General features: G+C 70.7%; 25 protein-coding genes. 9 read left to right on the top strand and 16 right to left on the bottom strand.

Features of this window, described 5'->3' with window-relative positions; genetic code table 11:
- Nucleotides 1–36: 36 nt before the first annotated feature.
- The gene (locus ACZ7OU_RS01485) at nucleotides 37–1,827 is read right to left on the bottom strand and encodes an acetyl/propionyl/methylcrotonyl-CoA carboxylase subunit alpha (RefSeq protein WP_470239310.1); all 1,791 of its coding nucleotides are present in this window, start codon (nucleotides 1,825–1,827) and stop codon (nucleotides 37–39) included.
- Nucleotides 1,828–1,933: 106 nt separating this feature from the next.
- Nucleotides 1,934–2,209, bottom strand: a complete 276-nt coding sequence (locus ACZ7OU_RS01480) for an SAV_915 family protein (protein ID WP_086673790.1) — start codon at nucleotides 2,207–2,209, stop codon at nucleotides 1,934–1,936.
- Nucleotides 2,210–2,339: 130 nt separating this feature from the next.
- Between ACZ7OU_RS01480 and ACZ7OU_RS01475 the strand changes: the two genes are divergently transcribed.
- A complete protein-coding gene (locus ACZ7OU_RS01475; protein WP_470253910.1) occupies nucleotides 2,340–3,065 on the top strand; it encodes a hypothetical protein in 726 nt (241 codons plus the stop codon).
- A gap of 12 nt (nucleotides 3,066–3,077) precedes the next feature.
- On the opposite strand, the gene ACZ7OU_RS01470 is transcribed toward ACZ7OU_RS01475, so the two are convergent.
- The 5 genes from ACZ7OU_RS01470 to ACZ7OU_RS01450 all read right to left on the bottom strand — a co-directional run bounded on the left by ACZ7OU_RS01470 (nucleotide 3,078) and on the right by ACZ7OU_RS01450 (nucleotide 9,432).
- Nucleotides 3,078–4,430: a dicarboxylate/amino acid:cation symporter gene (locus ACZ7OU_RS01470; RefSeq protein WP_470239308.1), complete on the bottom strand. Its 1,353-nt coding sequence runs from the start codon at nucleotides 4,428–4,430 to the stop codon at nucleotides 3,078–3,080.
- A gap of 103 nt (nucleotides 4,431–4,533) precedes the next feature.
- Nucleotides 4,534–5,163: a Maf family protein gene (locus ACZ7OU_RS01465; RefSeq protein WP_470253909.1), complete on the bottom strand. Its 630-nt coding sequence runs from the start codon at nucleotides 5,161–5,163 to the stop codon at nucleotides 4,534–4,536.
- A 310-nt stretch (nucleotides 5,164–5,473) separates the two neighbouring features.
- On the bottom strand, nucleotides 5,474–7,087 hold the full coding sequence (locus tag ACZ7OU_RS01460; RefSeq protein ID WP_470253908.1) for a DHA2 family efflux MFS transporter permease subunit: 1,614 nt from the start codon (nucleotides 7,085–7,087) through the stop codon (nucleotides 5,474–5,476).
- Nucleotides 7,068–7,694: a PadR family transcriptional regulator gene (locus ACZ7OU_RS01455; protein WP_470239304.1), complete on the bottom strand. Its 627-nt coding sequence runs from the start codon at nucleotides 7,692–7,694 to the stop codon at nucleotides 7,068–7,070. The genes ACZ7OU_RS01460 and ACZ7OU_RS01455 overlap by 20 nt, the downstream gene beginning before the upstream one ends.
- Nucleotides 7,695–7,845: 151 nt before the next feature.
- Complete coding sequence (locus ACZ7OU_RS01450; protein WP_470253907.1) at nucleotides 7,846–9,432, bottom strand: TROVE domain-containing protein; 1,587 nt, start codon at nucleotides 9,430–9,432, stop codon at nucleotides 7,846–7,848.
- Nucleotides 9,433–9,864: 432 nt separating this feature from the next.
- Here ACZ7OU_RS01450 and ACZ7OU_RS01445 point away from each other — a divergent pair, with 432 nt between their 5' ends.
- Complete coding sequence (locus tag ACZ7OU_RS01445; RefSeq protein WP_470253906.1) at nucleotides 9,865–10,758, top strand: LLM class flavin-dependent oxidoreductase; 894 nt, start codon at nucleotides 9,865–9,867, stop codon at nucleotides 10,756–10,758.
- A gap of 9 nt (nucleotides 10,759–10,767) precedes the next feature.
- Nucleotides 10,768–11,226, top strand: a complete 459-nt coding sequence (locus ACZ7OU_RS01440; protein ID WP_470239301.1) for a MarR family winged helix-turn-helix transcriptional regulator — start codon at nucleotides 10,768–10,770, stop codon at nucleotides 11,224–11,226.
- 1 nt (nucleotide 11,227) lies between these two features.
- Here the strand turns inward: ACZ7OU_RS01440 and ACZ7OU_RS01435 are convergent, their stop codons facing one another.
- From ACZ7OU_RS01435 to ACZ7OU_RS01410, 6 genes are read right to left on the bottom strand one after another with little or no spacing between them, the layout of a single operon-like run.
- Entirely contained in the window at nucleotides 11,228–11,446 is a 219-nt protein-coding gene (locus ACZ7OU_RS01435; RefSeq protein WP_470253905.1) for an acyl-CoA carboxylase subunit epsilon, read from the bottom strand.
- Nucleotides 11,443–13,080 carry an acyl-CoA carboxylase subunit beta gene (locus ACZ7OU_RS01430; RefSeq protein ID WP_470253904.1) on the bottom strand — a complete coding sequence of 546 codons (1,638 nt, stop codon included), beginning with the start codon at nucleotides 13,078–13,080 and terminating at the stop codon, nucleotides 11,443–11,445. The genes ACZ7OU_RS01435 and ACZ7OU_RS01430 overlap by 4 nt, the downstream gene beginning before the upstream one ends.
- 26 nt (nucleotides 13,081–13,106) lie before the next feature.
- Nucleotides 13,107–13,772 (bottom strand): response regulator, encoded by a 666-nt coding sequence (locus ACZ7OU_RS01425; protein WP_470239298.1) that lies wholly within the window; start codon nucleotides 13,770–13,772, stop codon nucleotides 13,107–13,109.
- Nucleotides 13,769–14,872, bottom strand: coding sequence for a sensor histidine kinase (locus tag ACZ7OU_RS01420; RefSeq protein ID WP_470239297.1), 1,104 nt, complete (start codon nucleotides 14,870–14,872; stop codon nucleotides 13,769–13,771). The genes ACZ7OU_RS01425 and ACZ7OU_RS01420 overlap by 4 nt, the downstream gene beginning before the upstream one ends.
- Before the next feature lie 34 nt (nucleotides 14,873–14,906).
- The gene (locus tag ACZ7OU_RS01415) at nucleotides 14,907–15,698 is read right to left on the bottom strand and encodes an SRPBCC family protein (protein ID WP_470253903.1); all 792 of its coding nucleotides are present in this window, start codon (nucleotides 15,696–15,698) and stop codon (nucleotides 14,907–14,909) included.
- Between the two features lie 31 nt (nucleotides 15,699–15,729).
- Nucleotides 15,730–16,146, bottom strand: coding sequence for a MarR family winged helix-turn-helix transcriptional regulator (locus ACZ7OU_RS01410; protein ID WP_470239295.1), 417 nt, complete (start codon nucleotides 16,144–16,146; stop codon nucleotides 15,730–15,732).
- 81 nt (nucleotides 16,147–16,227) lie between these two features.
- Between ACZ7OU_RS01410 and ACZ7OU_RS01405 the strand changes: the two genes are divergently transcribed.
- Together ACZ7OU_RS01405 and ACZ7OU_RS01400 are read left to right on the top strand one after the other, a co-directional pair.
- Entirely contained in the window at nucleotides 16,228–16,788 is a 561-nt protein-coding gene (locus ACZ7OU_RS01405) for a flavodoxin family protein (RefSeq protein ID WP_470239294.1), read from the top strand.
- Between the two features lie 24 nt (nucleotides 16,789–16,812).
- Nucleotides 16,813–17,949 (top strand): polysaccharide lyase family 7 protein, encoded by a 1,137-nt coding sequence (locus ACZ7OU_RS01400; protein ID WP_470253902.1) that lies wholly within the window; start codon nucleotides 16,813–16,815, stop codon nucleotides 17,947–17,949.
- Here the strand turns inward: ACZ7OU_RS01400 and ACZ7OU_RS01395 are convergent.
- Nucleotides 17,946–18,518 (bottom strand): TetR/AcrR family transcriptional regulator, encoded by a 573-nt coding sequence (locus tag ACZ7OU_RS01395; protein WP_470253901.1) that lies wholly within the window; start codon nucleotides 18,516–18,518, stop codon nucleotides 17,946–17,948. The two genes, ACZ7OU_RS01400 and ACZ7OU_RS01395, sit on opposite strands and share 4 nt — an antisense overlap.
- Before the next feature lie 73 nt (nucleotides 18,519–18,591).
- Between ACZ7OU_RS01395 and ACZ7OU_RS01390 the strand changes: the two genes are divergently transcribed.
- Entirely contained in the window at nucleotides 18,592–19,782 is a 1,191-nt protein-coding gene (locus ACZ7OU_RS01390) for an FAD-dependent monooxygenase (protein ID WP_470253900.1), read from the top strand.
- On the opposite strand, the gene ACZ7OU_RS01385 is transcribed toward ACZ7OU_RS01390, so the two are convergent.
- Nucleotides 19,754–20,113 (bottom strand): winged helix-turn-helix transcriptional regulator, encoded by a 360-nt coding sequence (locus tag ACZ7OU_RS01385; RefSeq protein ID WP_470253899.1) that lies wholly within the window; start codon nucleotides 20,111–20,113, stop codon nucleotides 19,754–19,756. The two genes, ACZ7OU_RS01390 and ACZ7OU_RS01385, sit on opposite strands and share 29 nt — an antisense overlap.
- Nucleotides 20,114–20,196: 83 nt before the next feature.
- Between ACZ7OU_RS01385 and ACZ7OU_RS01380 the strand changes: the two genes are divergently transcribed.
- Together ACZ7OU_RS01380 and ACZ7OU_RS01375 are read left to right on the top strand one after the other, a co-directional pair.
- The gene (locus ACZ7OU_RS01380; RefSeq protein WP_470253898.1) at nucleotides 20,197–21,048 is read left to right on the top strand and encodes an NAD(P)-dependent oxidoreductase; all 852 of its coding nucleotides are present in this window, start codon (nucleotides 20,197–20,199) and stop codon (nucleotides 21,046–21,048) included.
- Complete coding sequence (locus tag ACZ7OU_RS01375; RefSeq protein ID WP_470253897.1) at nucleotides 21,045–21,782, top strand: SDR family NAD(P)-dependent oxidoreductase; 738 nt, start codon at nucleotides 21,045–21,047, stop codon at nucleotides 21,780–21,782. The genes ACZ7OU_RS01380 and ACZ7OU_RS01375 overlap by 4 nt, the downstream gene beginning before the upstream one ends.
- Here the strand turns inward: ACZ7OU_RS01375 and ACZ7OU_RS01370 are convergent.
- Complete coding sequence (locus ACZ7OU_RS01370) at nucleotides 21,718–22,566, bottom strand: NAD(P)H-dependent oxidoreductase (RefSeq protein WP_470253896.1); 849 nt, start codon at nucleotides 22,564–22,566, stop codon at nucleotides 21,718–21,720. The two genes, ACZ7OU_RS01375 and ACZ7OU_RS01370, sit on opposite strands and share 65 nt — an antisense overlap.
- Nucleotides 22,567–22,637: 71 nt before the next feature.
- Between ACZ7OU_RS01370 and ACZ7OU_RS01365 the strand changes: the two genes are divergently transcribed.
- On the top strand, nucleotides 22,638–23,636 hold the full coding sequence (locus tag ACZ7OU_RS01365) for a GlxA family transcriptional regulator (protein WP_470253895.1): 999 nt from the start codon (nucleotides 22,638–22,640) through the stop codon (nucleotides 23,634–23,636).
- The last annotated feature ends 19 nt before the right edge of the window (nucleotides 23,637–23,655 follow it).

Below are 23,655 nucleotides of genomic sequence, written 5' to 3'. Positions count from 1 at the left end.
GGGGGCGGCCCACCACGACATCCGTAACGAACTGCGCTACTTGATCTCCAGGAGCTGTGTGCCCTGGGTCACGGCGGCGCCGACCTCGACCGAAAGGCCGGTGATCGTGCCCGCTTTGTGTGCGGTGACCGGGTTCTCCATCTTCATCGCCTCGAGGACGACGATCAGCTCACCGGCTTCGACCGTCTGGCCCTCTTCGACGGCCACCTTGACGATGGTGCCCTGCATCGGCGCGGTGACGGCGTCGCCGCTCACCGCGGCCTTGCCGCCGCCGGCCCGCTTGCGCGGCTTGGCCTTGACGGCGGTGCCGCCCCCGCCGCCTTCGAGCGCGAACCCGCCCGGGAGCGACACTTCCAGGCGCCGCCCGCCGACCTCGACGACGACATTCTGGCGCGGCTCTTCTTCGGCGGCCTCGACGTCCGGCGCCACGAACGGCTCGATCTTGTTGTCGAACTCCGTCTCGATCCAGCGCGTGTGCACGCTGAAACCGTTTTCGTCGCCGATGAACGCGGGGTCGTCGACGATCACGCGGTCGAACGGCAGCACCGTCGCCATGCCCTCAACGACCATTTCGGCCAGCGCGCGGCGGCTGCGTTCGAGGGCGTTGTTCCGGTCGGACCCGGTGACGATCAGCTTCGCCAGCATCGAGTCGAACTGGCCGCCGATCACGCTGCCGGATTCGACACCGGAGTCGACGCGGACGCCGGGGCCGCTCGGCGCGACGAACTTCGTCACGGTGCCCGGCGCGGGCAGGAAGCCGCGGCCGGCGTCCTCGCCGTTGATGCGGAACTCGATCGAGTGGCCGCGCGGCTCGGGGTCCTCGGTGATCCGCAGCTTCTCGCCGCGCGCGATGCGGAACATCTCGCGAACCAGGTCGAGGCCGGTGGTCTCCTCCGAGACCGGGTGCTCGACCTGCAGGCGCGTGTTGACCTCGAGGAAGGAGATCGTGCCGTCGGTGGCGACGAGGTACTCGACCGTGCCGGCGCCGTAGTACCCGGCTTCCTTGCAGATCGCCTTCGCCGACTCGTGGATGCGCTTGCGCTGCTCGTCGGACAGGAACGGCGCGGGCGCCTCCTCGACGAGCTTCTGGTGCCGGCGCTGCAGCGAGCAGTCGCGGGTGCCGACGACGATCGCGTTGCCGTGCTGGTCGGCCAGGACCTGCGCCTCGACGTGCCGCGGCTTGTCCAGGTAGCGCTCGACGAAGCACTCGCCGCGCCCGAACGCGGCGACGGCCTCGCGGGTCGCCGACTCGAACAGCTCGGGGATCTCTTCGCGGGTGCGCGCGACCTTGAGGCCGCGGCCACCGCCGCCGAACGCGGCCTTGATGGCCACCGGCAGGCCGTACTCGTCGGCGAACGCGACGATCTCGTCGGCGTCCTTGGCCGGCTCCTTCGTGCCCGGCACGAGCGGCGCGCCCGCGCGCAGGGCGATGTGGCGCGCGGTGACCTTGTCGCCGAGGTCGCGGATGGCCTGCGGGCTCGGCCCGATCCAGGTCAGCCCGGCGTCGATGACGGCCTGGGCGAAGTCCGCGTTCTCGGACAGGAAGCCGTAGCCGGGGTGCACCGAGTCGGCGCCCGAGCGCTTGGCGGCGTCGAGCAGCTTGTCGAAGTTCAGGTAGCTTTCGGCGGCTGTGGTGCCGCCGAGCGCGAAGGCCTCGTCGGCCAGGCGCACGTGCGGTGCGTCGCGATCCGGGTCCGCGTACACCGCGACGCTGGTCAGTCCAGCGTCCTTGGCGGCTCTGATCACGCGTACCGCGATCTCGCCCCGGTTGGCGACCAGGACCCTGGTCACCGGACCACCGGTGGATTCGCCGACCTGCTCGGCCACCCCGCACCTCCTGCGTCCCGACAGCTGCATTGCTGACCGCTCACGCGGTACGGGGGAGTCTACGGATATGCCGTCGGGAGTCCCTTGAGTGAGAGCTGAACCACGCTCAGACGTGGTGGCGCAGCTCCTGGGGCAGCGGCGAGTCCAGCACGATGACGTCGTAGGGGTTCGCCGCGTGGACCTTCGGCAGGTGCTCGGTGTTGACCAGTACCCACGGCTGGTGCTCGCCGCAGCAGTCGATCAGCCGGTCCAGAGCGGTGAACGCGACGAGCGCGGTGCGGCCGTCCGGCGTGCGGCGCAGCTCGATCGACGCGCCTTCGGTCTCGGCGCTGGCCGGGCCGGTGGGCAGGTAGAGGGCGGGGGGAAGGTTCGGGTTCGTCACTCGGACAACATAGACGGACACGCTCCGCGAACCAGGGTTGCCTCCGTCGGGTGCACGGCCGGGGGATTTCGGCCACACCCCGCCGGGCCGCTGCCCACACACAGTCGTGATGCGGCTTACGCTCTGTCTCATGCGGACTTCGGCGGCGAGCACGCCTCGGTCGGCGCTGCTCACCGCGGTGCTGGCCGCGGTGGTGACGCTCGGCGCGATCGCCGCGGTGTTCCTGCTCCGGCCGCGGCCGGAGCAGCCCGCCGGCGCGGCCGAGCCCGCGACCGCCCCGGTGGCCGCGGTGGTGACCTGCGGCGGCGGGCCGTGCCGCCAGCTCGCGGCGGTGACGGTCGGCGGGACGCCGGTGGTGCTGCTGACCGACGCGTCGGGCGGCGCGGGCCGGGTGCGCGTCGGGGCCGAGCCGGGCACGGTGTTCGAGCTGTCGATCGCCCAGCTGGGCGTGCGGCTGGACCAGAACTCGCTGCGCTGCATCGACGGCGCGGCGCCGACGTGCCTGGTCCGCGGCGACGTCGGCGACCAGGGCAAGGCGGCGTACGGCGAGCTGCTGGTCGAGAGCGGCGGGGTGTGGCGCGCGCCGGGCAAGCCGTACTTCGCGGACGCGGGCACGTTGTCCCTCTACGACGTCACGGCCGACGGCCGCCCGGACGTGATCGTGGTCCGCCACGACTGTCCCGGCACGGAGTCCGGAACCGCGAAGTGCGACGCGGCCCCGGTGCTGGGCCAGGTGTACGACCTGACGGGCAAGTCGGTCGGCTGCACGCGCCGCTACACGGCACCGTCGGACCTGCGCGGCTGGCCGGACATCCGCCTGACCCGCACCGACCTGCGGACTTGCCCGTCCTCCTGACCCAGCTCGGGGTCAGGCGGGGGCGGGTTCGGTGTGGCGGGCCGCCGAGCCGTCGTCGGTGTGCTCCGGGGCGTCGGTCGGGGCGTTGAGGACCTCGTCGTCGAGCAGGCCTTCGGCGCGCGCCACGATCACCGGGACCGCGATCTGGCCGGCCACGTTCGTCGCCGTGCGCATCATGTCCATGATCGGGTTGACCGAGTAGATCAGCGCCAGGCCGATCGCCACCTGCTTGGCGTCGAGGCCGATGAACGACGTCGTCAGCGTGAACGCCGTCAGCCAGCCCGTGGTGCCGGCCGTCGCCAGTGCGCCGACCACGGCGACCACGACGATGCCCACGTACTGCCAGAAGTTCAGCGACACCCCGGCCAGGTTGGCGACGAAGATCGCCGCGATCGCCGGGAACACCGCCGCGCAGCCGTCCATCTTCGTCGCGCTGCCGAGCGGGGTCGCGAAGGCCGCGTACGCCGGCTGGACGCCGAGGTTCACCGCGGACTGGCGGGTCAGCGGCAGCGTCGCGGCCGAGGACTGCGAAGCGAACGCGAACTGGATCGCCGTGCCGGCCTTCGCGAAGAACTTCAGCGGGCTGACCTTCGCCACGAACCGCAGCAGGATCGGGTAGACGACGAACAGCACGAGCAGGCAGCCGACGTACACCGCGAGCGTGGTCGAGAACAGCGGGCGGAACAGCGCGTCGCCGTAGTTGGAGACGGCCGCGCCGATCAGGCCGATGATGCCGATCGGGGCCAGCCGGACGATCCAGCCAAGGTAGCGCTGGATGATCTCGAAGACGCTCGTCGTGAAGTCCACGAACGGCTTCGCCTTGTCACCCAGGCTGTACGCGGCGGCGCCGATCACCAGCGCGAGGAACAGCACCTGCAGCGTCTCGCCGTCGGCAAACGCTTTCACGAAGTTCTCCGGCAGGAGCCCCTTGACGAAGGCGCTCCACGAGCCCCAGTGGTCGACGCTGGCGGCGGCCTTGTCCGCGTTCTTGGCGGTCGCCGCGACGCCGCCGAGCCCGCCCGAGCCCGGGTCGAAGATCCGGCCGACGGCGATGCCGATCAGCGACGCGATGAACGACGTGATGGCGAACCAGAGCACGGTCTTGCCGCCGAGGCGGGCGGCGGTGCGGCCGCCGCCGAGCTTCCGGAGGCTGTTGATGCCGACCACGATCGCCGTGAAGACCAGCGGGATCACCGCGATCTGCAGCAGCGTCGTGAAGATGGTGCCGATCTGGTCGAGGAGATCGGTCAGCCAGCCGGTTCCGGTCTGCCGTGCGACGACGCCCAGCAGGGCGCCGACGACGAGCGAGCCGAGAACCGCGGCCGCGAACACCCGCGGTTTGGTGTATGTCCGTACGAAAGACACGGGGCGACTCCGGTGCTCGAAAGTTGCAGTCTGACTTGCCGGGTAAAGAGAACGTTAGGCAAGGCAGGACTCTTCCGGATCACCCGTTCGTGTGGCGCCCTTCTCAGGATGCGGGAAACCGCCAGAGATCCACGACACTGACGCCGACCTCGGCGAGCAGGCGGCGCGTCAGCGGCAGGCTGATGCCGATGACGCTCGTGTGGCCGCCGTCGAGCCCGTCGACGAACCAGCTGCCCAGGCCGTCGATCGTGAACCCGCCGGCGACGTGCAGCGGCTCGCCGGTCGCGATGTAGGCGTCGATCTCGTGCGCGCTCGGCGTGCCGAACCGGACGGTCGTCGACTCCCAGCCACTGGTCTCCTTCGCGCGCGTGCCGCCGTCGAGCCGGATGACCGCGTGGCCGGTGAGGAGTTCACCGGATGACCCCGCCATCGCGGCCCAGCGCTGCCGCGCGATGTCCGGGGTGGGCGGTTTGCCGACCATCTGCCCGCCGATGTTCAGCATCGAGTCGCAGGCGACGACGACGGCGTCCGGGTGGGCCGCGGCGACCTGGTCGAGGACGGCTTCGGCCTTGGCCGCGGCGAGGGCCGCGACGAGCTCGGACGGCGACGGGTCGGTCAGCGAAGCGGCGACGGCGTCTTCGTCGACGCCGGAGACGAACACGGCCGGATCGAGGCCCGCGGAACGAAGGAGGGCGAGCCGGGCGGGGGACTGGGAAGCGAGGACGAACTGCACCCGGCGAAGGTACCCGGACGCTTGCCGTAACCGAATTGTGACCGGCGTCACGAGGCAAACGGAGTTATTTTGTTGTTGCTCGCAACATATGGCGCTGGGGGACAGACGCGGAGGTGACCGATGACCGTACGAGTCACGGAATCGACGCCGGCCACCCGGTCGCAGTCGCTGTGGACCAGGATCCGCGCGACGAAGGGCCGGGCGACCATCCGGGCGGATTCGGCCTCGGCGCCGAAGACCGTCCGATAGACCACCGCTCCCGCGGTTCGTGCGAGCCTCCGGTCCCGACACCCGGAGGCTCGCACGGTTCTCAGGCCGCGGCCGCTTCGGGCGCCGGCGCCGGGGTTTCCCAGCGTGGCTTCACCTTCCGCAGCATGGCCGCCGAGATGACGCCGAGCAGCAGCACGACCATCGGCAGCAGCATCGTCACGCGGGCGGCGTCCGTCAGTCCACTGTGGACCGCGTCGGACGCGAGGCGACCGGCCTGCGCCGCGACCTCCGCCGGCAGCCCCGGCATCGGCGACGGCCCGCCGGCCGACCCGAACTCGCCGGTGCTCGCCGCCGCCTTCGCGATGCCTTCCGCGAACGGCGCCCGGTACTGCTCCGGCAGCTGCGAAGCCGCCTTCGTCGCTTCGTCCGCGATGGACGAGCTCACCTGGGCCTGCAGCAGCACGCCGATCGCCGCGGAACCGAGCACGCCGCCGACCTGGCGGGACGTGTTGAAGATGCCCGACGCCGTCCCGGCCAGCCGAGGCTCGACCGAACCCATCGTCATGTTGCTCATCGGCGAGAAGACGCAGCCGATGCCGAGGCCGCACAGCAGCAGCGCCGGGATGAAGCTCCACGGGCTGCTGTCCGGCGACGCCTGCAGCGCGATGACCCCGAGCCCGGCGGCCAGCGACGCCAGGCCGAACATCACCAGGTACTTGCCGTTGACCTTGTCGGACAGGTTGCCGACGAACGGCGCCACGATCCCCGACAGCAGCGACATCGGCGCGGTCAGCAGGCCCGCCATCGTCGGGCTCAGCCCGAGCACCGACTGGATGTAGATCACCAGCGGCAGGAACATGCCGGTCATCGCGAAGCCGACCGTGGTCGCGGTGAGCGTCCCCGCCGAGAAGTTGCGGTTCGAAAAGACCTGCAGCGGCAGCAGCGGCTCGCGCTTGTTGACCCGCTGCCACACCACGAACGCGATCAGCAGCAGCACGCCGGCGCCGATGATCTCGAACACCGTGATCCCGCCCCAGACGGTGCCCCAGTCGTACTGCTGGCCGTTCTGCACGCCGAACACGATGAACAGCAGGGCCAGGCTGGAGAGCAGGATGCCGATCACGTCGAAGGAGTGCGAGTGCTTCGGCTGCCAGTCCGGCACCATCAGCAGCGTCATGACGATGGCGACCACGCCGATCGGCACGTTGACGTAGAAGATCCACTCCCAGCCGAAGTGGTCGACGAGCACGCCGCCGAGCAGCGGGCCGGTGATCGTCGCCAGCCCGGCGACGCCACCCCACATGCCCATCGCCGGGCCGCGCTTGGCCGGCGGGAACAGGTGCGTGATGAACGCCAGCGTCTGCGGCGTCATCAGCGCGGCGCCGATGCCCTGCACGGCACGCGCGGCGATCAGCATCTCGACGTTGCCGGACAGGCCGCACCACAGCGACGCGCCGGTGAACACGACCAGCCCGGCGAGGAACACCCGCTTCGGGCCGAAGCGGTCGCCGAGCCGGCTGGTGAACAGCATCGGCACGGCGTAGGTCAGCAGGTAGACGCTGATCACCCAGACGACGGAGTTCAGCCCGGCGTTCAGCTCGCGCAGCATGGTCGGGATCGCGATCGACACGATCGTCGTGTCGAGCAGGATCATGAAGAAGCCGAGGCACAGCGCGCCGAGCGCCGCCCACGGGTTAGCTTGTCTTGCGTTCATCGTCGTCTTCCTCGGTGATGAGCGTGAGCTTCGGTTGTTCGCAGTCCTGGAACGGGATCCGCCCGGACTTCAGTTCTTCGTGCAGGCGCACGGTCCAGTCGAGCTCGAACTTCCGCTGGTCGCACTTGTACTGCCAGTCGAGCCAGTAGATGGGCGGCGTCCGGTCCTCGGCGAGGCGTTCCAGCACGGCCTGGTCGGCCGCGACGGCGGCGCGCAGCCGCGTGATCCGGTGTTCGAGCTCGATCAGGGACGTCTCCTTGCCGAGCTCGTCGATCACGGCGAGCCCGGACAGGTACGCGGGGAACTCGTCGGCGAGGTCGCCCAGCAGCTCGCGGCCGCGCTGGTTGAACTCGTCCAGGCCGGCCTGGGTCATGCCGTAGACGGTCCGTTCGGGCCGCCTGCCGTCGCGCTGCGTGTCGACGACCTCGATGAAACCGTTGCGCTGGAGGCGTTCCACGGTGTGGTAGAGCGACCCGGCCTTCACGTTGACGCGGGTGCTGACGTACCGCTCGCGCATCAGCGAAGCCATCTCGTAGGGGTGCATGGGCTTCTCGTGGAGCAGCTCCAGCACGGCGAGGCCGAGTGGGGTCAGCTTGGCCGAGGCCATGATCGTTAGTCCCTTCGGATGACTCCAGGTCGTTTATTCCACGTGGACTATACGGCGCAGACCAGTGGCCGGTCCACGGCCAATCCTGTGACGGTCCGTACACAGCGCGGAGGCCCCCATGATCCCGTCATGGGGGCCTCCGCGGCTTCTCTCAGAACGGCCAATCGGCGTTCCGGCCCGCCTCGAGCAGGGGAATCATCCGAAACCCCTGATCGGTCAGGCCGCCGAACGTGTGCCGGTGCGCGCCGCCCGACGGCGCGTGGCCGTACCGGTAGCCGGCCAGGTTCCACGTGTACAGCGGCACGTGCGCGGGCAGCGCGTGACCGACGTCGCCGTGGCCGGCCTGCTCGTCGGTGAGGATGACGACGCGGTCGTGCCGCGCGAAGTGCCGCTTCAGCGCGCCCGCCGTGTTCGTGCCGCCGCCGAGGAAGTACCCGCGGGACTTCCAGCGCTCGACGTCGCTCAGCAGCGACCCGCCGGGACGCAGCTTGAACACCTTCGTGTGCGGGCCGCCCAGGAGGAAGCCGTCCGAGAACGACACGACGTCGGCGTCCGCGCACCGGCGTGCCAGCGCGAGACCGAAGACCGCGGCGGCGTCCCAGCGCATCAGGGTGCCGTCGCGGCTGAAGCCCATCTTCATCGACGTGGAGGTGTCGACGAGGACGAGCGTCCGGCCCGGCAGCTCCGGCACGTTCGCCAGCGAATGCGCGATGGCCTGCTCCAGCGCCCACGCCCACCGCAGCGACGGCGCCGCCCGGTAGGCCGACAGGAACCGCATCGGCAGCTGCCGCGACTTCGCGACCCGCACGGGATCGGCCAGCCGCGCGGCGACCCGCCGCGCGACGTCGTCCGAGACACCGGCCTCGTCGAAGTTGCGCAGGTTCCGCAGCAGCGCCATGTATCCCATCGACGGGATCAGCGCTTCCCAGACGCGCGCGTCGAGCGGACCCTGCAGCCAGCCGGCGACCGACTCCCAGGTCATGCCCGCCGCACGGAGGACGTCGGCGGCGTCCGGCTGCCCGAACAGCTCGCGGCGGCGGGGAACGTCCCACGCCGTCAGCTCGGCGCGGGCACGCAGCACCCCGAGCGCGTCCGGCAGCGGGTTGCCGCGGTCGTGCCGCTCGTCGAGGACGTGCTTGAACAGCGCCCCCTGGGCGGCGTCACGGTTGGCCGGGTGCGTCAGCTCGAGGACGTCGGCGAAGCGGAACGCCCGCGCGGACGAGTCCCACTTGACGTACGCGCGCTCGTCGTAGAGCTTCCGGGCCGCGTCGGCGACGCCGCGCTTGACCGGCTTCGGGATGTTCTTGCCGTGCACGGAAGTCCAGTAGGCGAGCAGCTCGCCGGGCTCGTCGGCCCGCTGCAGGACGTCGGCGACGACCTGGCGGCTCAGCCCGTCGAGCCCGGCGTCGCGGCGAGCCTTGGCGAACTCGGCCGCGCCGACGAGCGACGCGGTGCGCAGGTTCGCCTCGGAGCGCAGCCAGCGCAGGAACCGGGCCGTCCACTGTGGATCCTCGAGGGTCGCGGCGTGGACGAGCGCGGCGTAGCGGGTGTCGCGCGCGCCGGCGGACTCGTAGAAGGTGTGCTCCCCGACCATGTTGGTGACGGCGAGCAGGAAGAGCTCGGACCGGGCATCGCGCGCGTAGCCGGCCCCACCCTGGTGGGTGGTAGCGGAAGGCGTGGCCTCACCGCGGACCGGGGAAGTCGCGGCGGGCGCGCGGGCGGTGTTGAACTTGCTCATTTCTCCCCCTCGTGATGGGGGAGCCGCGGCCACGGCGATGCCCGAGATCGAAGTCGGCGAAGGTACGTTGCCGCTCTGCCAGGCTGAGCTACCGGACCAAAATGGTCCGGGAGGGATTCGAACCCCCGACCCGCCCACTACAAGGAAGTAACCTTCGCCTGCGCACCGGGCATCGGTGTGGCCGCGGCTCCCGAGATCTTGCTCGCACCGGGAGTGCGTGTGCCCGAGATCGAAGTGGTGAAGGCTTTCGGGAGTCGAACCCAAGGGATACCAGAGAAGTAACCCTCACCGCCGCACCGGGCGAGACCTACGTTAGCCGTCGCGCGGCGTGGCGCAAACCGAATATCGGACCGCGTCCTGGCGAGGTCAGGTAGTTCGTGCTAAGAACTATGTATAGTCAGTTCGTATCACGAACTAACACTGGGAGGAACCATGACGCACTTCGGCATCGGCGTGTCCACCGCGGTCGCCGCCGTACCGGGCACCCTCGAGCTCGCCGTCCGAGCCGACCGCGCCGGGCTGGACCTGCTCACCGTTTCCGATCACCCGTACTACGCCGACCGGCTCGACGCGTACGCCGAGCTCGGCGTCCTCCTGGGACGCACCGAACGGATCTCCGGCCTGGTCAGCGTCACCAACCTGCCGACGCGCCCCGCGTCGATGCTCGCTCGCACCGTCACGTCGCTGAGTGCCCTGACCGGTGGCCGGATCGTGCTCGGGATGGGCGTCGGTGGCCTCTGGGACGACATCGCGCGGCTCGGGTTCACCAAACTGACCCCCGGCCAGGCCGTCCGCGCCTTCGAGGAAGGCATCCGCCTCGTCAAGATGCTCGGCGGGGGCGGCGGGCCCGTCACCTTCGACGGCGAGTTCTACCAGGTCACGGACCTCGAACCGGCCCGGGAAGCGATGCCGCCGGTGTGGACCGGGTCCGTCGGGCCGAAGTCGCTCGCCGTCACCGGGCGCCTTGCCGATGGCTGGATGCCCGGCCGCGCCGCCGACTGGCTCAGCGAGCGCTACCGCACTTCGCGCCCGCTCATCGACAAGGCCGCGGTCGACGCCGGCCGGGATCCCGCGGACGTCGTCACCGTCTACAACTTCCCCGGCCGGATCAGCGAAAAGCCGCTACCGAAGACCCGCGCCGAAGACGGACGCTGGATCGGTGGCTCGCCGGACCAGTGGGTCGAGGAGCTGACCGGCGCGGTGCTGGAGCACGGCGCCGCCGGGTTCGTGCTGTTCGGGCCCGGCGGCAGCACGCCGGACGAGACGTCGGCCGCGCGCTGGGCCGGGGAGATCGTGCCCGCCGTGCGGGAAGCCGTCGCGAAGTAGGCTGGCGCGATGGGGAAGAACGGGGAGGACCTCGGCGTCGTGGCCGGGCTCGTGCGGGCGTCGTTCCTGGTGAACGCCGTCTACGCCGAGTCGGCGCGCGAGTACGGGCTCACCGTGCAGCAAGGGCAGCTGCTGTGCGTGCTGATGGGCCGTCCGTACGGCATGGGCGACCTCGGCGCGACGCTCGGCCTCGAGAAGTCCAGCCTGACGGGCCTGGTCGACCGCGCGGTCCGGCGCGAGCTCGTCCGCCGAGAGCCCGACCCGGGTGACCGTCGTGCGGTCCAGGTCGTGCTGACCGAGGAGGGGCGCGACCTGGCGGAGGACTTCTACGCGGCGACGTGCCGCCGGGTGGACGACCTGGCCGCGGGCCTGAGCGCCCCGGACCGCGACCGGCTCGCGGCGCTGCTCGGCACGGTCGTGCGCGAGAACGAGGTCCCGACCGTGTTCCTCGACGCCGTCCAGCGCTGACTCAGCTGGGGAAACCCGAAGCGCGCCAAGCACCTTCGCCGGGGTGAAGCGGCTTGCGCAGCGAAGCGGCGTGATCGCCCCACCACGACGTACGCGGCTTCGGCTTCTCCGCGGGCGACGCCGCCGACACCGCGGCGACCACCGCTGTCAGCGCCGCCAGTTCGGCGTCGCTCGGGTTGCCTCGGACCACCCTCAGCAGGGGCTTCTCGTCGCCGCTCACAGCGGGATGTTCCCGTGCTTCTTGGGCGGCAGCGACTCGCGCTTGTTCCGCAGCAGCGACAGCGCCCGCGCGACGTGGCCGCGCGTGTGCGCCGGCACGATCACCGAATCGACGTACCCGCGCTCGGCCGCCGCGTACGGGTTCAGCAGTGTGTCCTCGTACTCCTGGATCAGCTCCGCGCGAAGGGCGTCCACGTCGCGACCTTCGTTCGCCGCGTTCGCCAGGGTCTTGCGGTGGACGATGTTCGCCGCGCCCTGGGCGCCCATGACCGCGACCTGGGCCGTCGGCCACGCGAGGTTGATGTCGGCGCCGAGGTGCTTCGACCCCATGACGTCGTACGCGCCGCCGTACGCCTTGCGCGTGATGATCGTGACCAGGGGAACCGTGGCCTCCGCGTACGCGAAGATCAGCTTCGCGCCGCGGCGGATGATGCCGTTCCACTCCTGGTCGGTGCCCGGCAGGAAGCCCGGAACGTCGACGAAGGTGAGCACCGGGATGTTGAACGCGTCGCAGGTGCGGACGAACCGCGCCGCCTTCTCGGACGCGTCGATGTCGAGGCAGCCGGCGAACTGCGTCGGCTGGTTGGCGACGACGCCGACGCTCTGCCCGTCGACGCGGCCGAAGCCGACCAGGATGTTCGGCGCGAACAGCTCGTGGACCTCGAGGAACTCGCCGTCGTCGACCACGCGGTTGATGACCTCGTGCATGTCGTACGGGGTGTTCGGCGAGTCCGGGATGATCGTGTCGAGCTCGCGGTCGGCGTCGGTGACGTCGTCGAAAAACCCGGCCGGCGCGTCGGCCGAGTCGAACACCGGCGCGTCCGACAGGTTGTTCTGCGGCAGGTGGGAGAGCAGTTCCTTGACGTACGCGATCGCGTCTTCGTCGTCGTTGCCGAGGTAGTGCGCGACGCCGGACTTCGTGTTGTGGGTGCGGCCGCCGCCGAGCTCCTCGAAGGTGACGTCCTCGCCGGTGACCGTCTTGACGACGTCCGGGCCGGTGATGAACATCTGCGAGGTCTCGTCGACCATCACGACGAAGTCGGTGAGCGCGGGGGAGTAGACGTGGCCGCCCGCGTTCGCGCCCATGATCAGCGAGATCTGCGGGATGACGCCGGACGCCTGCACGTTGCGGCGGAAGATCTCGCCGTAGAGCCCGAGCGAGACGACGCCTTCCTGGATGCGCGCGCCGCCGCCCTCGTTGATGCCGACGATCGGGCGGCCGGTCTTGATCGCCAGGTCCATGACCTTGACGATCTTCTCGCCGTAGACCTCGCCGAGGCTGCCGCCGAAGATCGTGACGTCCTGGCTGAAGACGCAGATCGGGCGGCCGTCGACGGTGCCGTAACCGGTGACGACGCCGTCGCCGTAGGGGCGGTTCTTCTCTTGGCCGAAGTTGGTCGAGCGGTGCCGGGCCAGTTCGTCGAGCTCGACGAACGAGTTCTCGTCGAGCAGCAGTTCGATGCGCTCGCGTGCGGTTTTCTTGCCCTTGGCGTGCTGCTTCTCCACCGCGCGGGCCGAGCCCGCGTGCACCGCCTCGTCGTACCGGCGGTACAGGTCGGCCAGCTTGCCGGCCGTGGTGTGGATGTCCGGTTCATCCTCGGGCGGCGTCCCGAGCGGCTCCGTCGCACTGCTCATGGCACCGGAGCTTAGCTACTTGCCGGTCACTTCGCGTGTGGCGTAGGCAACGTTCGACCGACCAGGCCGGATTCGTACGCCGCGATCACCAGCTGCGCCCGATCGCGGGCCGCGAGCTTGTGCAGCAGCCGGCCGATGTGGGTCTTCACCGTCGCGATGCCCAGGTGCAGCCGCGCCGCGATCTCGTCGTTCGACAGGCCCCGGGCGATCAGCGTCAGCACCTCTTGCTCGCGCGCCGTGATCCCGTCCAGGCGCGTGGTCACCGGGCCCGTCGGCAACCGCGCGAACTCGGCCACCAGCCGTCGGGTCACCGACGGGGCGAGCAGCGCGTCGCCGGACGCCACGACTTCGATCGCCGTCAGGAGGTCCGCCGGGCGGGTGTCCTTGAGGAGGAAGCCGCTGGCGCCCGCGCGCAACGCCGCGTAGACGTACTCGTCGAGGTCGAACGTCGTGAGCATCAGCACCCGGACGTCCGTTTCCGCGCAGATCCGGCGGGTCGCCTCGATGCCGTCCATCTCCGGCATGCGGACGTCCATCAGCACGACGTCCGGGGTGAAGCGCCGGGTCAACGCCACCGCCTCGACGCCGTCGGAAGCTTCGCCGACCACCTCCAGGCCCGGGGCGCTGTCCACCAGCACCCGGAAGCTGCCGCGCAGCAACGCCTGGTCGTCGGCGATCAGGACGCGGGTCATCGGGCCACCGCCGTCTCGTACGGCAAGCGCGCGAACACGCGGAAGCCGGGAGCGCACGGGCTCGCCGAGAAGTCGCCGCCGTAGACCGCCACGCGCTCGCGCATGCCGATCAAGCCGTGGCCGGGGGTCGCGGAGCCGCCGCGGCCGTCGTCGCGGACCTCGATGCTCACCTCGCCGTCGCCGCCCGTGACGCGGATGCGGCACGTCGTCGCGTCCGCGTGCTTGACCACATTGGTCAGTGCCTCCTGCACGATCCGGTACACCGACTGGCCGACGCCGCCCGGCAGCTCGTCGAGGCCTTCGATGGCGAGATCGACGGACGGTCCCGCCAGCTCGGTGCGTTCGGCGAGCGCGCGCAGGTCGTCGAGCGTCGGGGCGGGGGCCAGCGCCGGCACGCCGGTGCCGTCACGCAGCACGCCCAGCATCCGCCGCAGCTCGGCCAGCGTCTCGCGGCTCGTGTCTTCGATGACGCGCAACGCTTCCCGCGCCTCGGCGGGCTGCTCCAAAGCGACGTGGTTGCCGACGGCCGCCTTCACCGCGATCAGGCTCATGCTGTGCGCGACGACGTCGTGCATCTCGCGCGCGATCCGCAGCCGTTCCGCCGAAACCGCTTCCCGCGCGTGGTTTTCCCGCTCGGCCGCGGCGTACTCGCGACGCCCGTGGACGGCGATGCCGAGCGCGAACCCGACGATCAGTGCCGACGCCCCGAAGTTCACGGTGGTGGCGGTGCTCGGGTTCGGCACCACGACCCCGACCAGGCCGACGCCGAGCAGCCCGGCCACGAACCCGACCCGCGAAGCGCGGCTGCCCCGGCGCACGACGAACGTGTAGAGCGCGCACCCGGCCGACACGACGGCGACCGCGAGCACCGGCCCGCCGATCGGTACGGCCGCCGCGGTCAGCACGAGCGCCAGGACGTAGGCGGGGCGCGGCCACCAGCGCCGCAGCAAGATCGGGGCGGCGCTCGTCAGCATGATCGTCCAGCCGAGCCACGCGGGGAGCCACAGCGGCAGCGACCACGCCCCGGCCGCGAGGTTGCCGCCGGCCCCCAGCGTGAGCACCAGGACCGCCAGCGCGTCCAGCACCACGCGAATTCGCATGCACCGAACGTAATGCGGACGCGGGCGCCGCGCGTCAACCCTGAGTCGGACGCTCCGCGTACTGCTTCTTCACGGCCTCGACGTGCTCGGGCGTCCAGTCCGGCAGCTCGACACCGTGCGTCGCGGCGAACAGCTTGTCGAGCTGCTCGTGGCGCCTGGCCAACTCCGCGACGACGTCGTCGGGCGCGGGTTCGGTGAACTCGACGCGGGTGCCTTCGAGGGGGTCCTGCAGCACGTGCCAGCCGGGTTCGTCCGGCAGCAGCGCCCGGACCTCGTCGACCGGCTTCCACACGAGGTCGCGGCGGAAGCGGATCGTGCCGTCGGGCCGCACCTCGCCGAAGCCGAGGCCGAACTCCTCCACATAGGACGCCATGCGGGCGTGCCAGTCCTTCGGCTGCTCGAAATCGCGGCCGGACAAACGCGCGTCGAGGGCTTCGAGGCAGACGTCCCAGCCGGCGGCGGTGCGGCTCGCGGCGAGCTTCGCGATCGCCGGGTCGCCCCGGCCGAACGTGTGCGTGAACTCCAGGAGGCTGCCGTCGCCGTCTGGCGAAATCAGCCAGCGCAGCGTGTCGTCGTTCCAGACGAAGGTGAACTCGCGCGGTGGGTCGACCGTGACGACCCGGCCGGTCGTCGAGTCGTCCTCGCCGGGGAAGGTGAACCGGATGTCACCGCCATCGCGCAGTTCGACGTCGACCTTCGCCGGGAACCAGTGCGCGAGCTCGGCCGGGTCCGTGATGGCCCGCCAGACCTTCTCCGGCGCGTGCTTCAGGCGGCGTTCCAGCCGCAGGACGGGGCGTTCCTCGTCGGTCAACAGTTTCGCGGGCATGCCCGTATATAACCACTGAGGAATATACGGGTCAAGCTCCCCGGACGGCGGCCGCGGCGGCGGCGAGCTCCGGGTCGCCCGCGGCTTTGTCCAGCGAGGTCCGCAGCACCGAGCAGTACGTCGGCTCGGTCTCGGCGTAGCGCTTGCGGCCGGCGTCGGTGATCACCGAGTAGACGCCGCGACGGTCGTCTTCGCACAGGTCGCGGATGGTCAGGCCGGCGTCTTCGAGGCGCGCGCACATCCGGCTGACCGAGCTCTGGTTGAGCCCGATCGCCTCGGCGAGCTCCTGCATCCGCAGGCCGCCGCGCGGGCCCGCGACCAGCTTGCCGAGCGCGCGGTACTCGGACAGGCCGAGCCCGTGCCGCCGTTGCAGCGCCTTCCCCAGGTCCTGCTCGACGCGGGCGTGCAGCACGAGCATGCGCCCCCAGGACTGTTCGTCGACGGTCATCTCTCTCCGCCTTCCTCTTGACATCAGCATAGTCCAGGGACAGTCTTTATATGTACATGCAAGTAACTGAGGGGACTGGACATGACGCGGAACTTCCTCTTCCTGGTCGGCGCGGCGCGGGCCGGCGGGAACACGGAGATGCTGGCCCGGCGGGCGGCGAGGGAGCTGCCTCGCGACGTCGAGCAGCGCTGGCTCCGGCTGCCCGAGCTGCCGCTGCCGCCGTTCGAAGACCGCCGCCACGGCGCCGGCGAGCACCCGGCGCCGGGCGAGAACGAGCAGCTGCTGATGGACGCGACGTTCGCCGCGACCGACATCGTCATCGTGTCGCCGGTGTACTGGTACTCGGTCGCGGCGAGCGTGAAGCTGTACCTGGACTACTGGTCGGGCTGGATGCGCCTGCCGGTCGACTTCAAGCCGAAGATGCGCGGCAAGTCGCTGTGGGGCGTGAGCGTCCTGAGCGAGACGGCGCGCGAGGCCCAGCCGCTGATCGGCACGCTCGAGCTGTGCGCCGAGTACCTGAGCATGAACTGGGGTGGCGTGCTGCTGGGGAACGGCAGCCGTCCCGGCGACGTGCTCCTCGACGCGGACGCGATGTCGGCGGCGTCGACCTTCTTCACCGGCGCGGATCTGGTAAACGCCTAGATCTTCGGTGGCAGAGTCCGGGGCATGCGAACGACGAAGATCGCCGCTCTGACCTTCTCCCTGGTGGCGGTGTGCGCGCCGGTCGCGCACGCCGCCGGCGCGCCGGTGCTGACGGTGGCGGCCGTGTCCGCGAGCGGGGACGACGGCCACGTCCCGGCCGCCAGTCTGGACGGCGACCTCGGCACCCGCTGGTCGGCCGAGGGTGACGGCGCGTGGATCGAGTACGACCTGGGCTCGGCGCAGACCGTCGGGTCGGTGGCGCTGGCGTGGTACCAGGGCGATGCCCGGGTGTTCACCTTCGACGTCCAGGTCTCCGGCGACGGCTCGGCGTGGACCACGGTGCTGTCCCGGCACGCGTCCAGCGGTCGCACGGCGGACTTCGAGACCGCGGACTTCGCCGACACCGCCGGCCGCTACGTGCGGATCGTCGGGCACGGCAACACCAAGAACGACTGGACCAGCATCGCCGAAGCCCACGTCCTCGGCGGCAGCGGCGGGTCGTGCGCGTATCCGGCGGACGTGCTCGACCTCCGCAACTGGTACGAGGGCCTGCCGACCGGCCAGGCCGAAAATCCCACGGTGGTCAAGCAGCCGCAGCTCGCGACCTTCAAGGCCGACCCGTGGTTCGTCCCGACCGCCGACTGCGCCGGCGTGCAGTTCCGGGCGGCGGTCGACGGCGTCACCACCAGCGGTTCCGGCTACCCGCGTTCGGAACTGCGCGAGACGAAGGGTGCGGACCTGGCGAGCTGGTCGTCGACCTCGGGGACGTCGACGATGACGATCCGGGAGGCGATCACCCGCCTGCCCGCGGGCAAGCCTCAGGTCGTGGCCGGGCAGATCCACGGCTCCAGTGACGACATCACGGTGTTCCGGCTGGAGGGCTCGAACCTCTACGTCACCAAGGGCGACGACGCTCACTACAAGCTGATCACCGGTGGGTACCAGCTCGGCACGGTGTTCGAGGCGAAGTTCGTCGTCTCCGGTGGCGCCGTCAAGGCGTACTACAACGGCACGCTGGTGACCACGATCAGCCAGAAGTTCTCCGGTGCCTACTTCAAGGCCGGCGCCTACACGCAAGCCAACTGCGGCAACTCCTCGCCCTGCTCCGCCGGCAACTACGGCGAAGTCGTGATCCACGACCTCGCCGTGACCCACACCTAAGCCAGGACGTCGGTCGCGATCAGGCGCAGGCCGCGCACGAGGTCGGCGCCCGACGGCGCGCGGTCCGGGTCGATCAGCCACTGCAGCATCGCGCCCGACAGCAGGGCCTGGTGCACGGTGCCGACGGCCCGGGCCTCGGCGCTGCCGTCGTCGAGGCCCTGGAACAGGTTGGCCAGCCCGAAACGGGCCAGCTCCAGGGCGTTCGCCAACTGCGCGCGCACGTCGGGGTCCAGATCCTGCTGCGAGTAGGCCTCCATGCTCACCGCCCACATCCGGCGGTGCTCTTCGAACGACTCGATGACCCGGCGCCAGATCAGCTCGAACCGGTCGGCCGGCGACGCGCCCGCGGGCGTCTCGACCCGCAGCACCTTGGCCAGCGTCTCGCCCCACTCTTCGTTCGCCTCGATCAGCGCGGTGTTGAGCAGCGCCTCCCGCGAGCCGAAGTGGTAGCCGATCGCGGCCATGCTCACGTTCGCCGCCGAGGCCAGGTCTCGCACGGTCGTCCGGACGTAGCCCTTCTCGTTCAAGCAGCGCTTCGCGCCGGCCAGCAGTGCTTCCTTGTTGCCCATGGCCGGAGCCTAGCACGAACGTCTTAGGCGAACGCCTTGCGCGATCGCCCAAATCGCGGTTATGGTTCTCGGCATGACGAACCGACGAGTCCTCATCTCCGGCGCCAGCGTCGCCGGCCCCGCCCTCGCCTTCTGGCTCCACCGCCACGGCTTCACGCCGACGGTCGTCGAGCGCGCTCCCGAGCTGCGTGACGGCGGCTACGCGGTCGACTTCCGCGGCGCGTCGCTGCGGGTCCTCGAGCGGATGGGCCTGCTGGAGCAGGTCGAAGCCGCCGCGACCCGGATGGGCGATGTGACCTATGTGGACGGTGCCGACCGGCCGCTGGTCGTCACGCCCGCCTCCTTCCAGAGCGGCGAGCTGGAAATCCTGCGCGGCGACCTGTCGCGGATCCTCTACGACGCCACGAAGGACGACGTCGAGTACGTCTTCGGCGACTCGATCACCGGCATCGTCGACCGCGACGGCGGCGTCACGGTGACGTTCGAAAACGGCGAGCCGCGTGAGTTCGACCTGGTCGTCGGCGCGGACGGGCTGCACTCGAACGTGCGCTCGCTAGTCTTCGGCGACGAGTCCCGGTACCGCCGCGACCTCGGGTACTACGTCTCGATCTGCACGGTGCCGAACCACCTCGGCCTCGACCACGTCGGCCGGTTCTACAACGAGCCGAACCGCACCATCGGCGTCTACAGCGCGCGGGACAACACGGAGGCGAAGGCGTTGTTCTGGTTCGGTGCCGACTCGCTCGACTACGACCACCGCGACGTCGAGCAGCAGCGGCGGATCGTCGAGGAGAAGTTCGGCGGCGCCGGCTGGGAGACGTCGGCGCTGCTCGAGGCGATGCGGGAGGCCCCGGACTTCTACTTCGACTCGGCCAGCCAGATCGTGCTCGACTCGTACTCACGCGGGCGCGTCGCGCTGGTCGGCGACGCCGCGTACTGCGCCGCGCCGCTCTCGGGCATGGGGACGAGCCTCGCGATCGTCGGCGCGTACGTGCTGGCGGGCGAGCTCGCGGCCGCTTCCTTCGACCACGTCACGGCTTTCGAGGCGTATCAGAACGAGATGCGCGGGTTCGTCGACGCCTGCCAGAAACTGGCTCAGGGCAACGGGAAGTGGTTCGTGCCGCCGACCCGCGCGTGGATCCGGCTGCGCAACCTCAACTACAAGCTGCTGCCGTACCTGCCGTGGCGCAAGCTGATCGAGGAGCTGCCGCTCAAGGCGGGCAACGCGATCACGCTCAAGGAGTATGCGGCGGCGCGGGCGTGACGCCGCGGCGCTTCGCGATGCCGGCCATGTTCTCCTCGCCCCAGTCGCCCAGGGGCAGCAACGCGGTGTTCAGCCGCTGACCCAGTCCGGTCAGCGAGTATTCGACCTTCGGCGGGATCTCTTGGAACACCTCGCGGTGCACGACCTCGTCGGCCTCCAGCTCCCGCAGCGCCTGGATCAGCATCTTCTCGCTGATCCCGCTCACCTTCCGCTTCAGCTCCCCGAACCGCAGCGGTTCGGCGTGCAGCGCCCAGAGGATCAGGGCTTTCCAGCGGCCACCGACGACGTCGATCGCCGCGTCCAGTCCGCAGCGGTAGGTTCTCGCCAGCATGCAGGATCCTTACCTTTTGGTGGGTACCCGACTATTTAGTCGGTACTTGTCCAGTGTAAAGCGCTGGTTGCAGCATGATCGGCATGGGAGAAAGCAAGAAACAGGTGGGCGTGCTCGGCCTGGGGCGGATGGGCGCCGCCCTCGCCGGGGCACTGCTGGGGGCGGGCCACGAGGTCGTGGTGTGGAACCGGTCGCCGCTCAAGGCGGGGCCGTTGCTCGACCGTGGTGCGCGGCTCGCGGCCACGCCGGCGGAAGCGGCTTCGGCGGACGTCGTGCTCAGCTGTCTGTCCACATACGACAGTCAGCGGGCGGTGCTCTCGGCGTGTTCGCCGAAGGTGCTGGTCAACCTCACTTCGGGGACGCCGGCGCAGGCTCGTGAGGTGGCGTCGTGGGCATCGTCGGCGGGGATCGGGTACGTGGACGGCGTGATCATGGCGGTGCCGCAGGGCATCGGGACCGCGCAGTCGCGGATCCTCTACAGCGGGTCGCCGTCGGTGTTTTCCGCGCAGCGCGAGGTGTTGGCGGTGCTGGGGGAGCCGGTGTACCTCGGCGAGGACGCCGGGCTGGCGGCGCTGTACGACCTGGCGCTGCTGGGCATCATGTGGTCGACGATGGCCGGGTACCTGCACGCGCTGGCGCTGGTCGGGACCGAGGGCGTCGCGCCTTCGACGTTCACGCCGATGGCGACGTCGTGGCTCTCGGCGGTCGGCGGGTTCCTGCCGGGGATCGGCGCGCAGGTGGCCAGCGGCGACTACGCGACGGACGTGTCCGCATTGGACATCAACGCGGCCGGGCTGGGTCTGCTGGTGGAGACGAGCCGAGCCCAGGGGATCGGGTCTTCGGTGCCGGCCGCCGTGCGGGAGTTGTTCGACCGGGCGGTGGCGGCGGGCCACGGCTCGCACGCGATCGCGAGCGTCATCGAGGAGATCCGGTGAAGTATTCGGGGAAGAAGGCCGTCGTCACGGGCGGCACGCACGGCATGGGGCTGGCGGTGGTCCGGGCGCTGCTGGACGGCGGCGCGGAGGTGCTGGCGACCGGCCGCGACGTGTCGGGGCTGGACCTGCCCGCGCACCTGCTGTCGTCGGACGCTTCGTCGCTGGCCGACATCGACTCACTTGCTTCGGTCGCCGAGGACACTCTCGGCGCGCTGGACCTGGTGTTCATCAACGTCGGTTTCGCCACCTTGACGCCGTACGCGGAGGCGACACCGGCGATCTACGACCGGACGTTCGACGTCAACGCGAAGGGCGCGTACTTCACGGCGCAGCGGCTGGCCGGGCTGGTGCGGCCGGGCGGGTCGTTCGTGTTCACGACGTCGGTGGCGGCCGGTGCGGGGATCGCCGGAATGGGGCCGTATTCGGCGGCGAAGGCGGCGGTCCGGTCGTTCGCGCTGACTTACGCGGCCGAGCTGGCCCCGCGCGGGATCCGGGTGAACGTGGTCAGCCCGGGTTACACGGACACGCCGACGATGGGCGTGACCGGGGTGCCGGCGTCGGTGCTGGCGTCGTTCAAGGAGACGGGCGACGAGATCACGCCGCTGAAGCGGCACGCGAGGCCGGAGGAAGTGGCGGCGGCGGTGCTGTTCCTGGCGTTCGAGGCGACGTTCACGACGGGAGCGGACCTCCCGGTCGACGGCGGCTTGGGGGCGCGGCTGACCCTGCCGGCGTGACGATCGGCCCGGCGGGTTCGGCGAGGTGGACGGCCAGGCCTGTCGCGCCGGGTGCGCGGTCGGGGCGGAGGACCAGGTCGTCGTCGTAGTCGCCGCCGTTCTGCGTCCGGAACGGGATCGGCTCCGCCGTCTCCAGCGTGGCCAGGCGCGTGCGCAACTGCTCGCGGGCTTGGGTGAACTGCTCGTCCGGCAGCCGGTCGGCGCCGTAGACCGGGACCGGCTCCAGGACCGACATCCCCGCGTAGAACAGCGTCCCGTGGTGCAGCGGGAACAGGATGTCGTTCAACGGGCCGTTCACCCCGCGCGGGCCCATGGCCGGCTCGCGGGCACCCGCGGTGAGCACCACCATCGCGCGCTTGCCCGCGAGCCTGCCCTCGCCGTAGCGCAGCGTCCGGCCGTCGTCCGCCCGGACGCCGTAGCCGAAGCCCTTCACGAACACGCGGTCGAGCCAGCCCTTGAGGATCGCGGGCAGGCCGTACCACCACAACGGGAACTGCACGACGACCGCGTCCGCCCAGTCGAGCTTCTCCTGCTCGGCCACGATGTCCGCGCTCAGCTCGCCCCGCGCGTGCGCCCGGGCCGACGTCGCCCCGACGACCAGCCGCTCGTCGCCGGCCTCGGCGCCGAAGTCGGCGGCGTCGACCACCGGGTTCCACTTCATCGCGTAGAGGTCCGACTCCCGGACGTCGTGACCGAGCTCGCGCAGCGTCCGGAGCCCGTCGTCACGGAGGGCCCCGCTCAGCGAGCGCGGCTCGGGATGCGCGAAAACCCACAAAACGTTCATGACCTCGATGGTCACGCGGGCTGCCCGTTCGATCGAGTGGCCTGATGGACAACATGTGCAAGAATCGAGCCATGGCCGCATTCGTCCACCCGGACCGTCACCACGTCGCCGTGCTGGTCCGGCACGGCATGCTCGTGATGGAGCTGGGCATCGTCCACCGGCTCTTCGGGCAGGCGCGCTCGGCGTCGGGCGAGCCGTTGTACGAGGTCGTGACTTGCACCCTCGAACCCGGGCCGGTCCGCACCGACTCCGACTTCACCATCCCGATCGACCGCGGTCCGGAGGTGCTGGCCGAGGCCGACACCGTGATCGTCCCGGCGTCGCTGGTCGAGTACGAGCCGACGGCGCGCGTGCTGACCCCACCGCTCGCCGCGGCGCTGAACCGGATCCCGGGGGACGCCCGGATCGCCTCGATCTGCACGGGCGCGTTCGTGCTCGCCGCGGCCGGCCTCCTCGACGGCCGCCGCGCGACGACCCACTGGCGCTCCGCCGACGACCTCCAGCACCGGTTCCCGGAGGTCGAGGTCGACCCGTGCGTGCTCTACACCGATGACGGCAACGTCCTGACGTCCGCGGGTGTCGCATCCGGGATCGACCTGGTGCTGCACATGATCCGCCGCGACCACGGCACGGCCGTCGCCAACGAAGTCGCCCGCGGCACGGTGGTCTCACCGCACCGCGAAGGCGGCCAAGCCCAGTTCGTCCGGCGGCCGGTGCCCGAGCCGCGCACGTCGTCGACGAAGGCGGCGCGCGCCTGGGCGCTCGAGAACCTGCACCGTCCGTTGACGCTGCGCGAACTCGCCGCCCGCGAGGCGATGAGCACCCGGACGTTCACCCGCCGCTTCCGCGACGAGGTCGGCATCTCGGCCCTGCAATGGCTGACGCAGCAACGGATCGAGCGCGCCCGCCAGCTCTTGGAGGAGTCGGACCTGCCGGTCGACCGGGTCGCGACGGAGGCCGGCTTCGGCACGGCGGCGTCGCTGCGCCAGCACTTCCAGGCCGCACTCGGGGTGTCACCGAGCGCCTACCGCACGACGTTCCGCGGCGAGCTCGCGGTGCAGGCGGGCTGAATTTTCGCAGTCTGGCGTG

The organism is Amycolatopsis sp. NPDC114505 (assembly GCF_055633615.1).
This window is presented reverse-complemented; position numbering and strand designations above follow the sequence as displayed.

What these genes read in the sequence shown, in the direction of transcription:
- ACZ7OU_RS01420 (WP_470239297.1), bottom strand. Translation starts at nt 14,872, where the DNA reads ATGCGAATTCGCGTGGTGCTGGACGCGCTGGCGGTCCTGGTGCTCACG.
- ACZ7OU_RS01395 (WP_470253901.1), bottom strand. Translation starts at nt 18,518, where the DNA reads ATGGGCAACAAGGAAGCACTGCTGGCCGGCGCGAAGCGCTGCTTGAAC.
- ACZ7OU_RS01385 (WP_470253899.1), bottom strand. Translation starts at nt 20,113, where the DNA reads ATGCTGGCGAGAACCTACCGCTGCGGACTGGACGCGGCGATCGACGTC.
- ACZ7OU_RS01365 (WP_470253895.1), top strand. Translation starts at nt 22,638, where the DNA reads ATGGCCGCATTCGTCCACCCGGACCGTCACCACGTCGCCGTGCTGGTC.
- ACZ7OU_RS01405 (WP_470239294.1), top strand. Translation starts at nt 16,228, where the DNA reads ATGACGCGGAACTTCCTCTTCCTGGTCGGCGCGGCGCGGGCCGGCGGG.
- ACZ7OU_RS01410 (WP_470239295.1), bottom strand. Translation starts at nt 16,146, where the DNA reads ATGACCGTCGACGAACAGTCCTGGGGGCGCATGCTCGTGCTGCACGCC.
- ACZ7OU_RS01475 (WP_470253910.1), top strand. Translation starts at nt 2,340, where the DNA reads ATGCGGACTTCGGCGGCGAGCACGCCTCGGTCGGCGCTGCTCACCGCG.
- ACZ7OU_RS01440 (WP_470239301.1), top strand. Translation starts at nt 10,768, where the DNA reads ATGGGGAAGAACGGGGAGGACCTCGGCGTCGTGGCCGGGCTCGTGCGG.
- ACZ7OU_RS01415 (WP_470253903.1), bottom strand. Translation starts at nt 15,698, where the DNA reads ATGCCCGCGAAACTGTTGACCGACGAGGAACGCCCCGTCCTGCGGCTG.
- ACZ7OU_RS01370 (WP_470253896.1), bottom strand. Translation starts at nt 22,566, where the DNA reads ATGAACGTTTTGTGGGTTTTCGCGCATCCCGAGCCGCGCTCGCTGAGC.
- ACZ7OU_RS01450 (WP_470253907.1), bottom strand. Translation starts at nt 9,432, where the DNA reads ATGAGCAAGTTCAACACCGCCCGCGCGCCCGCCGCGACTTCCCCGGTC.
- ACZ7OU_RS01460 (WP_470253908.1), bottom strand. Translation starts at nt 7,087, where the DNA reads ATGAACGCAAGACAAGCTAACCCGTGGGCGGCGCTCGGCGCGCTGTGC.
- ACZ7OU_RS01430 (WP_470253904.1), bottom strand. Translation starts at nt 13,080, where the DNA reads ATGAGCAGTGCGACGGAGCCGCTCGGGACGCCGCCCGAGGATGAACCG.
- ACZ7OU_RS01445 (WP_470253906.1), top strand. Translation starts at nt 9,865, where the DNA reads ATGACGCACTTCGGCATCGGCGTGTCCACCGCGGTCGCCGCCGTACCG.
- ACZ7OU_RS01400 (WP_470253902.1), top strand. Translation starts at nt 16,813, where the DNA reads ATGCGAACGACGAAGATCGCCGCTCTGACCTTCTCCCTGGTGGCGGTG.
- ACZ7OU_RS01380 (WP_470253898.1), top strand. Translation starts at nt 20,197, where the DNA reads ATGGGAGAAAGCAAGAAACAGGTGGGCGTGCTCGGCCTGGGGCGGATG.
- ACZ7OU_RS01455 (WP_470239304.1), bottom strand. Translation starts at nt 7,694, where the DNA reads ATGGCCTCGGCCAAGCTGACCCCACTCGGCCTCGCCGTGCTGGAGCTG.
- ACZ7OU_RS01425 (WP_470239298.1), bottom strand. Translation starts at nt 13,772, where the DNA reads ATGACCCGCGTCCTGATCGCCGACGACCAGGCGTTGCTGCGCGGCAGC.
- ACZ7OU_RS01390 (WP_470253900.1), top strand. Translation starts at nt 18,592, where the DNA reads ATGACGAACCGACGAGTCCTCATCTCCGGCGCCAGCGTCGCCGGCCCC.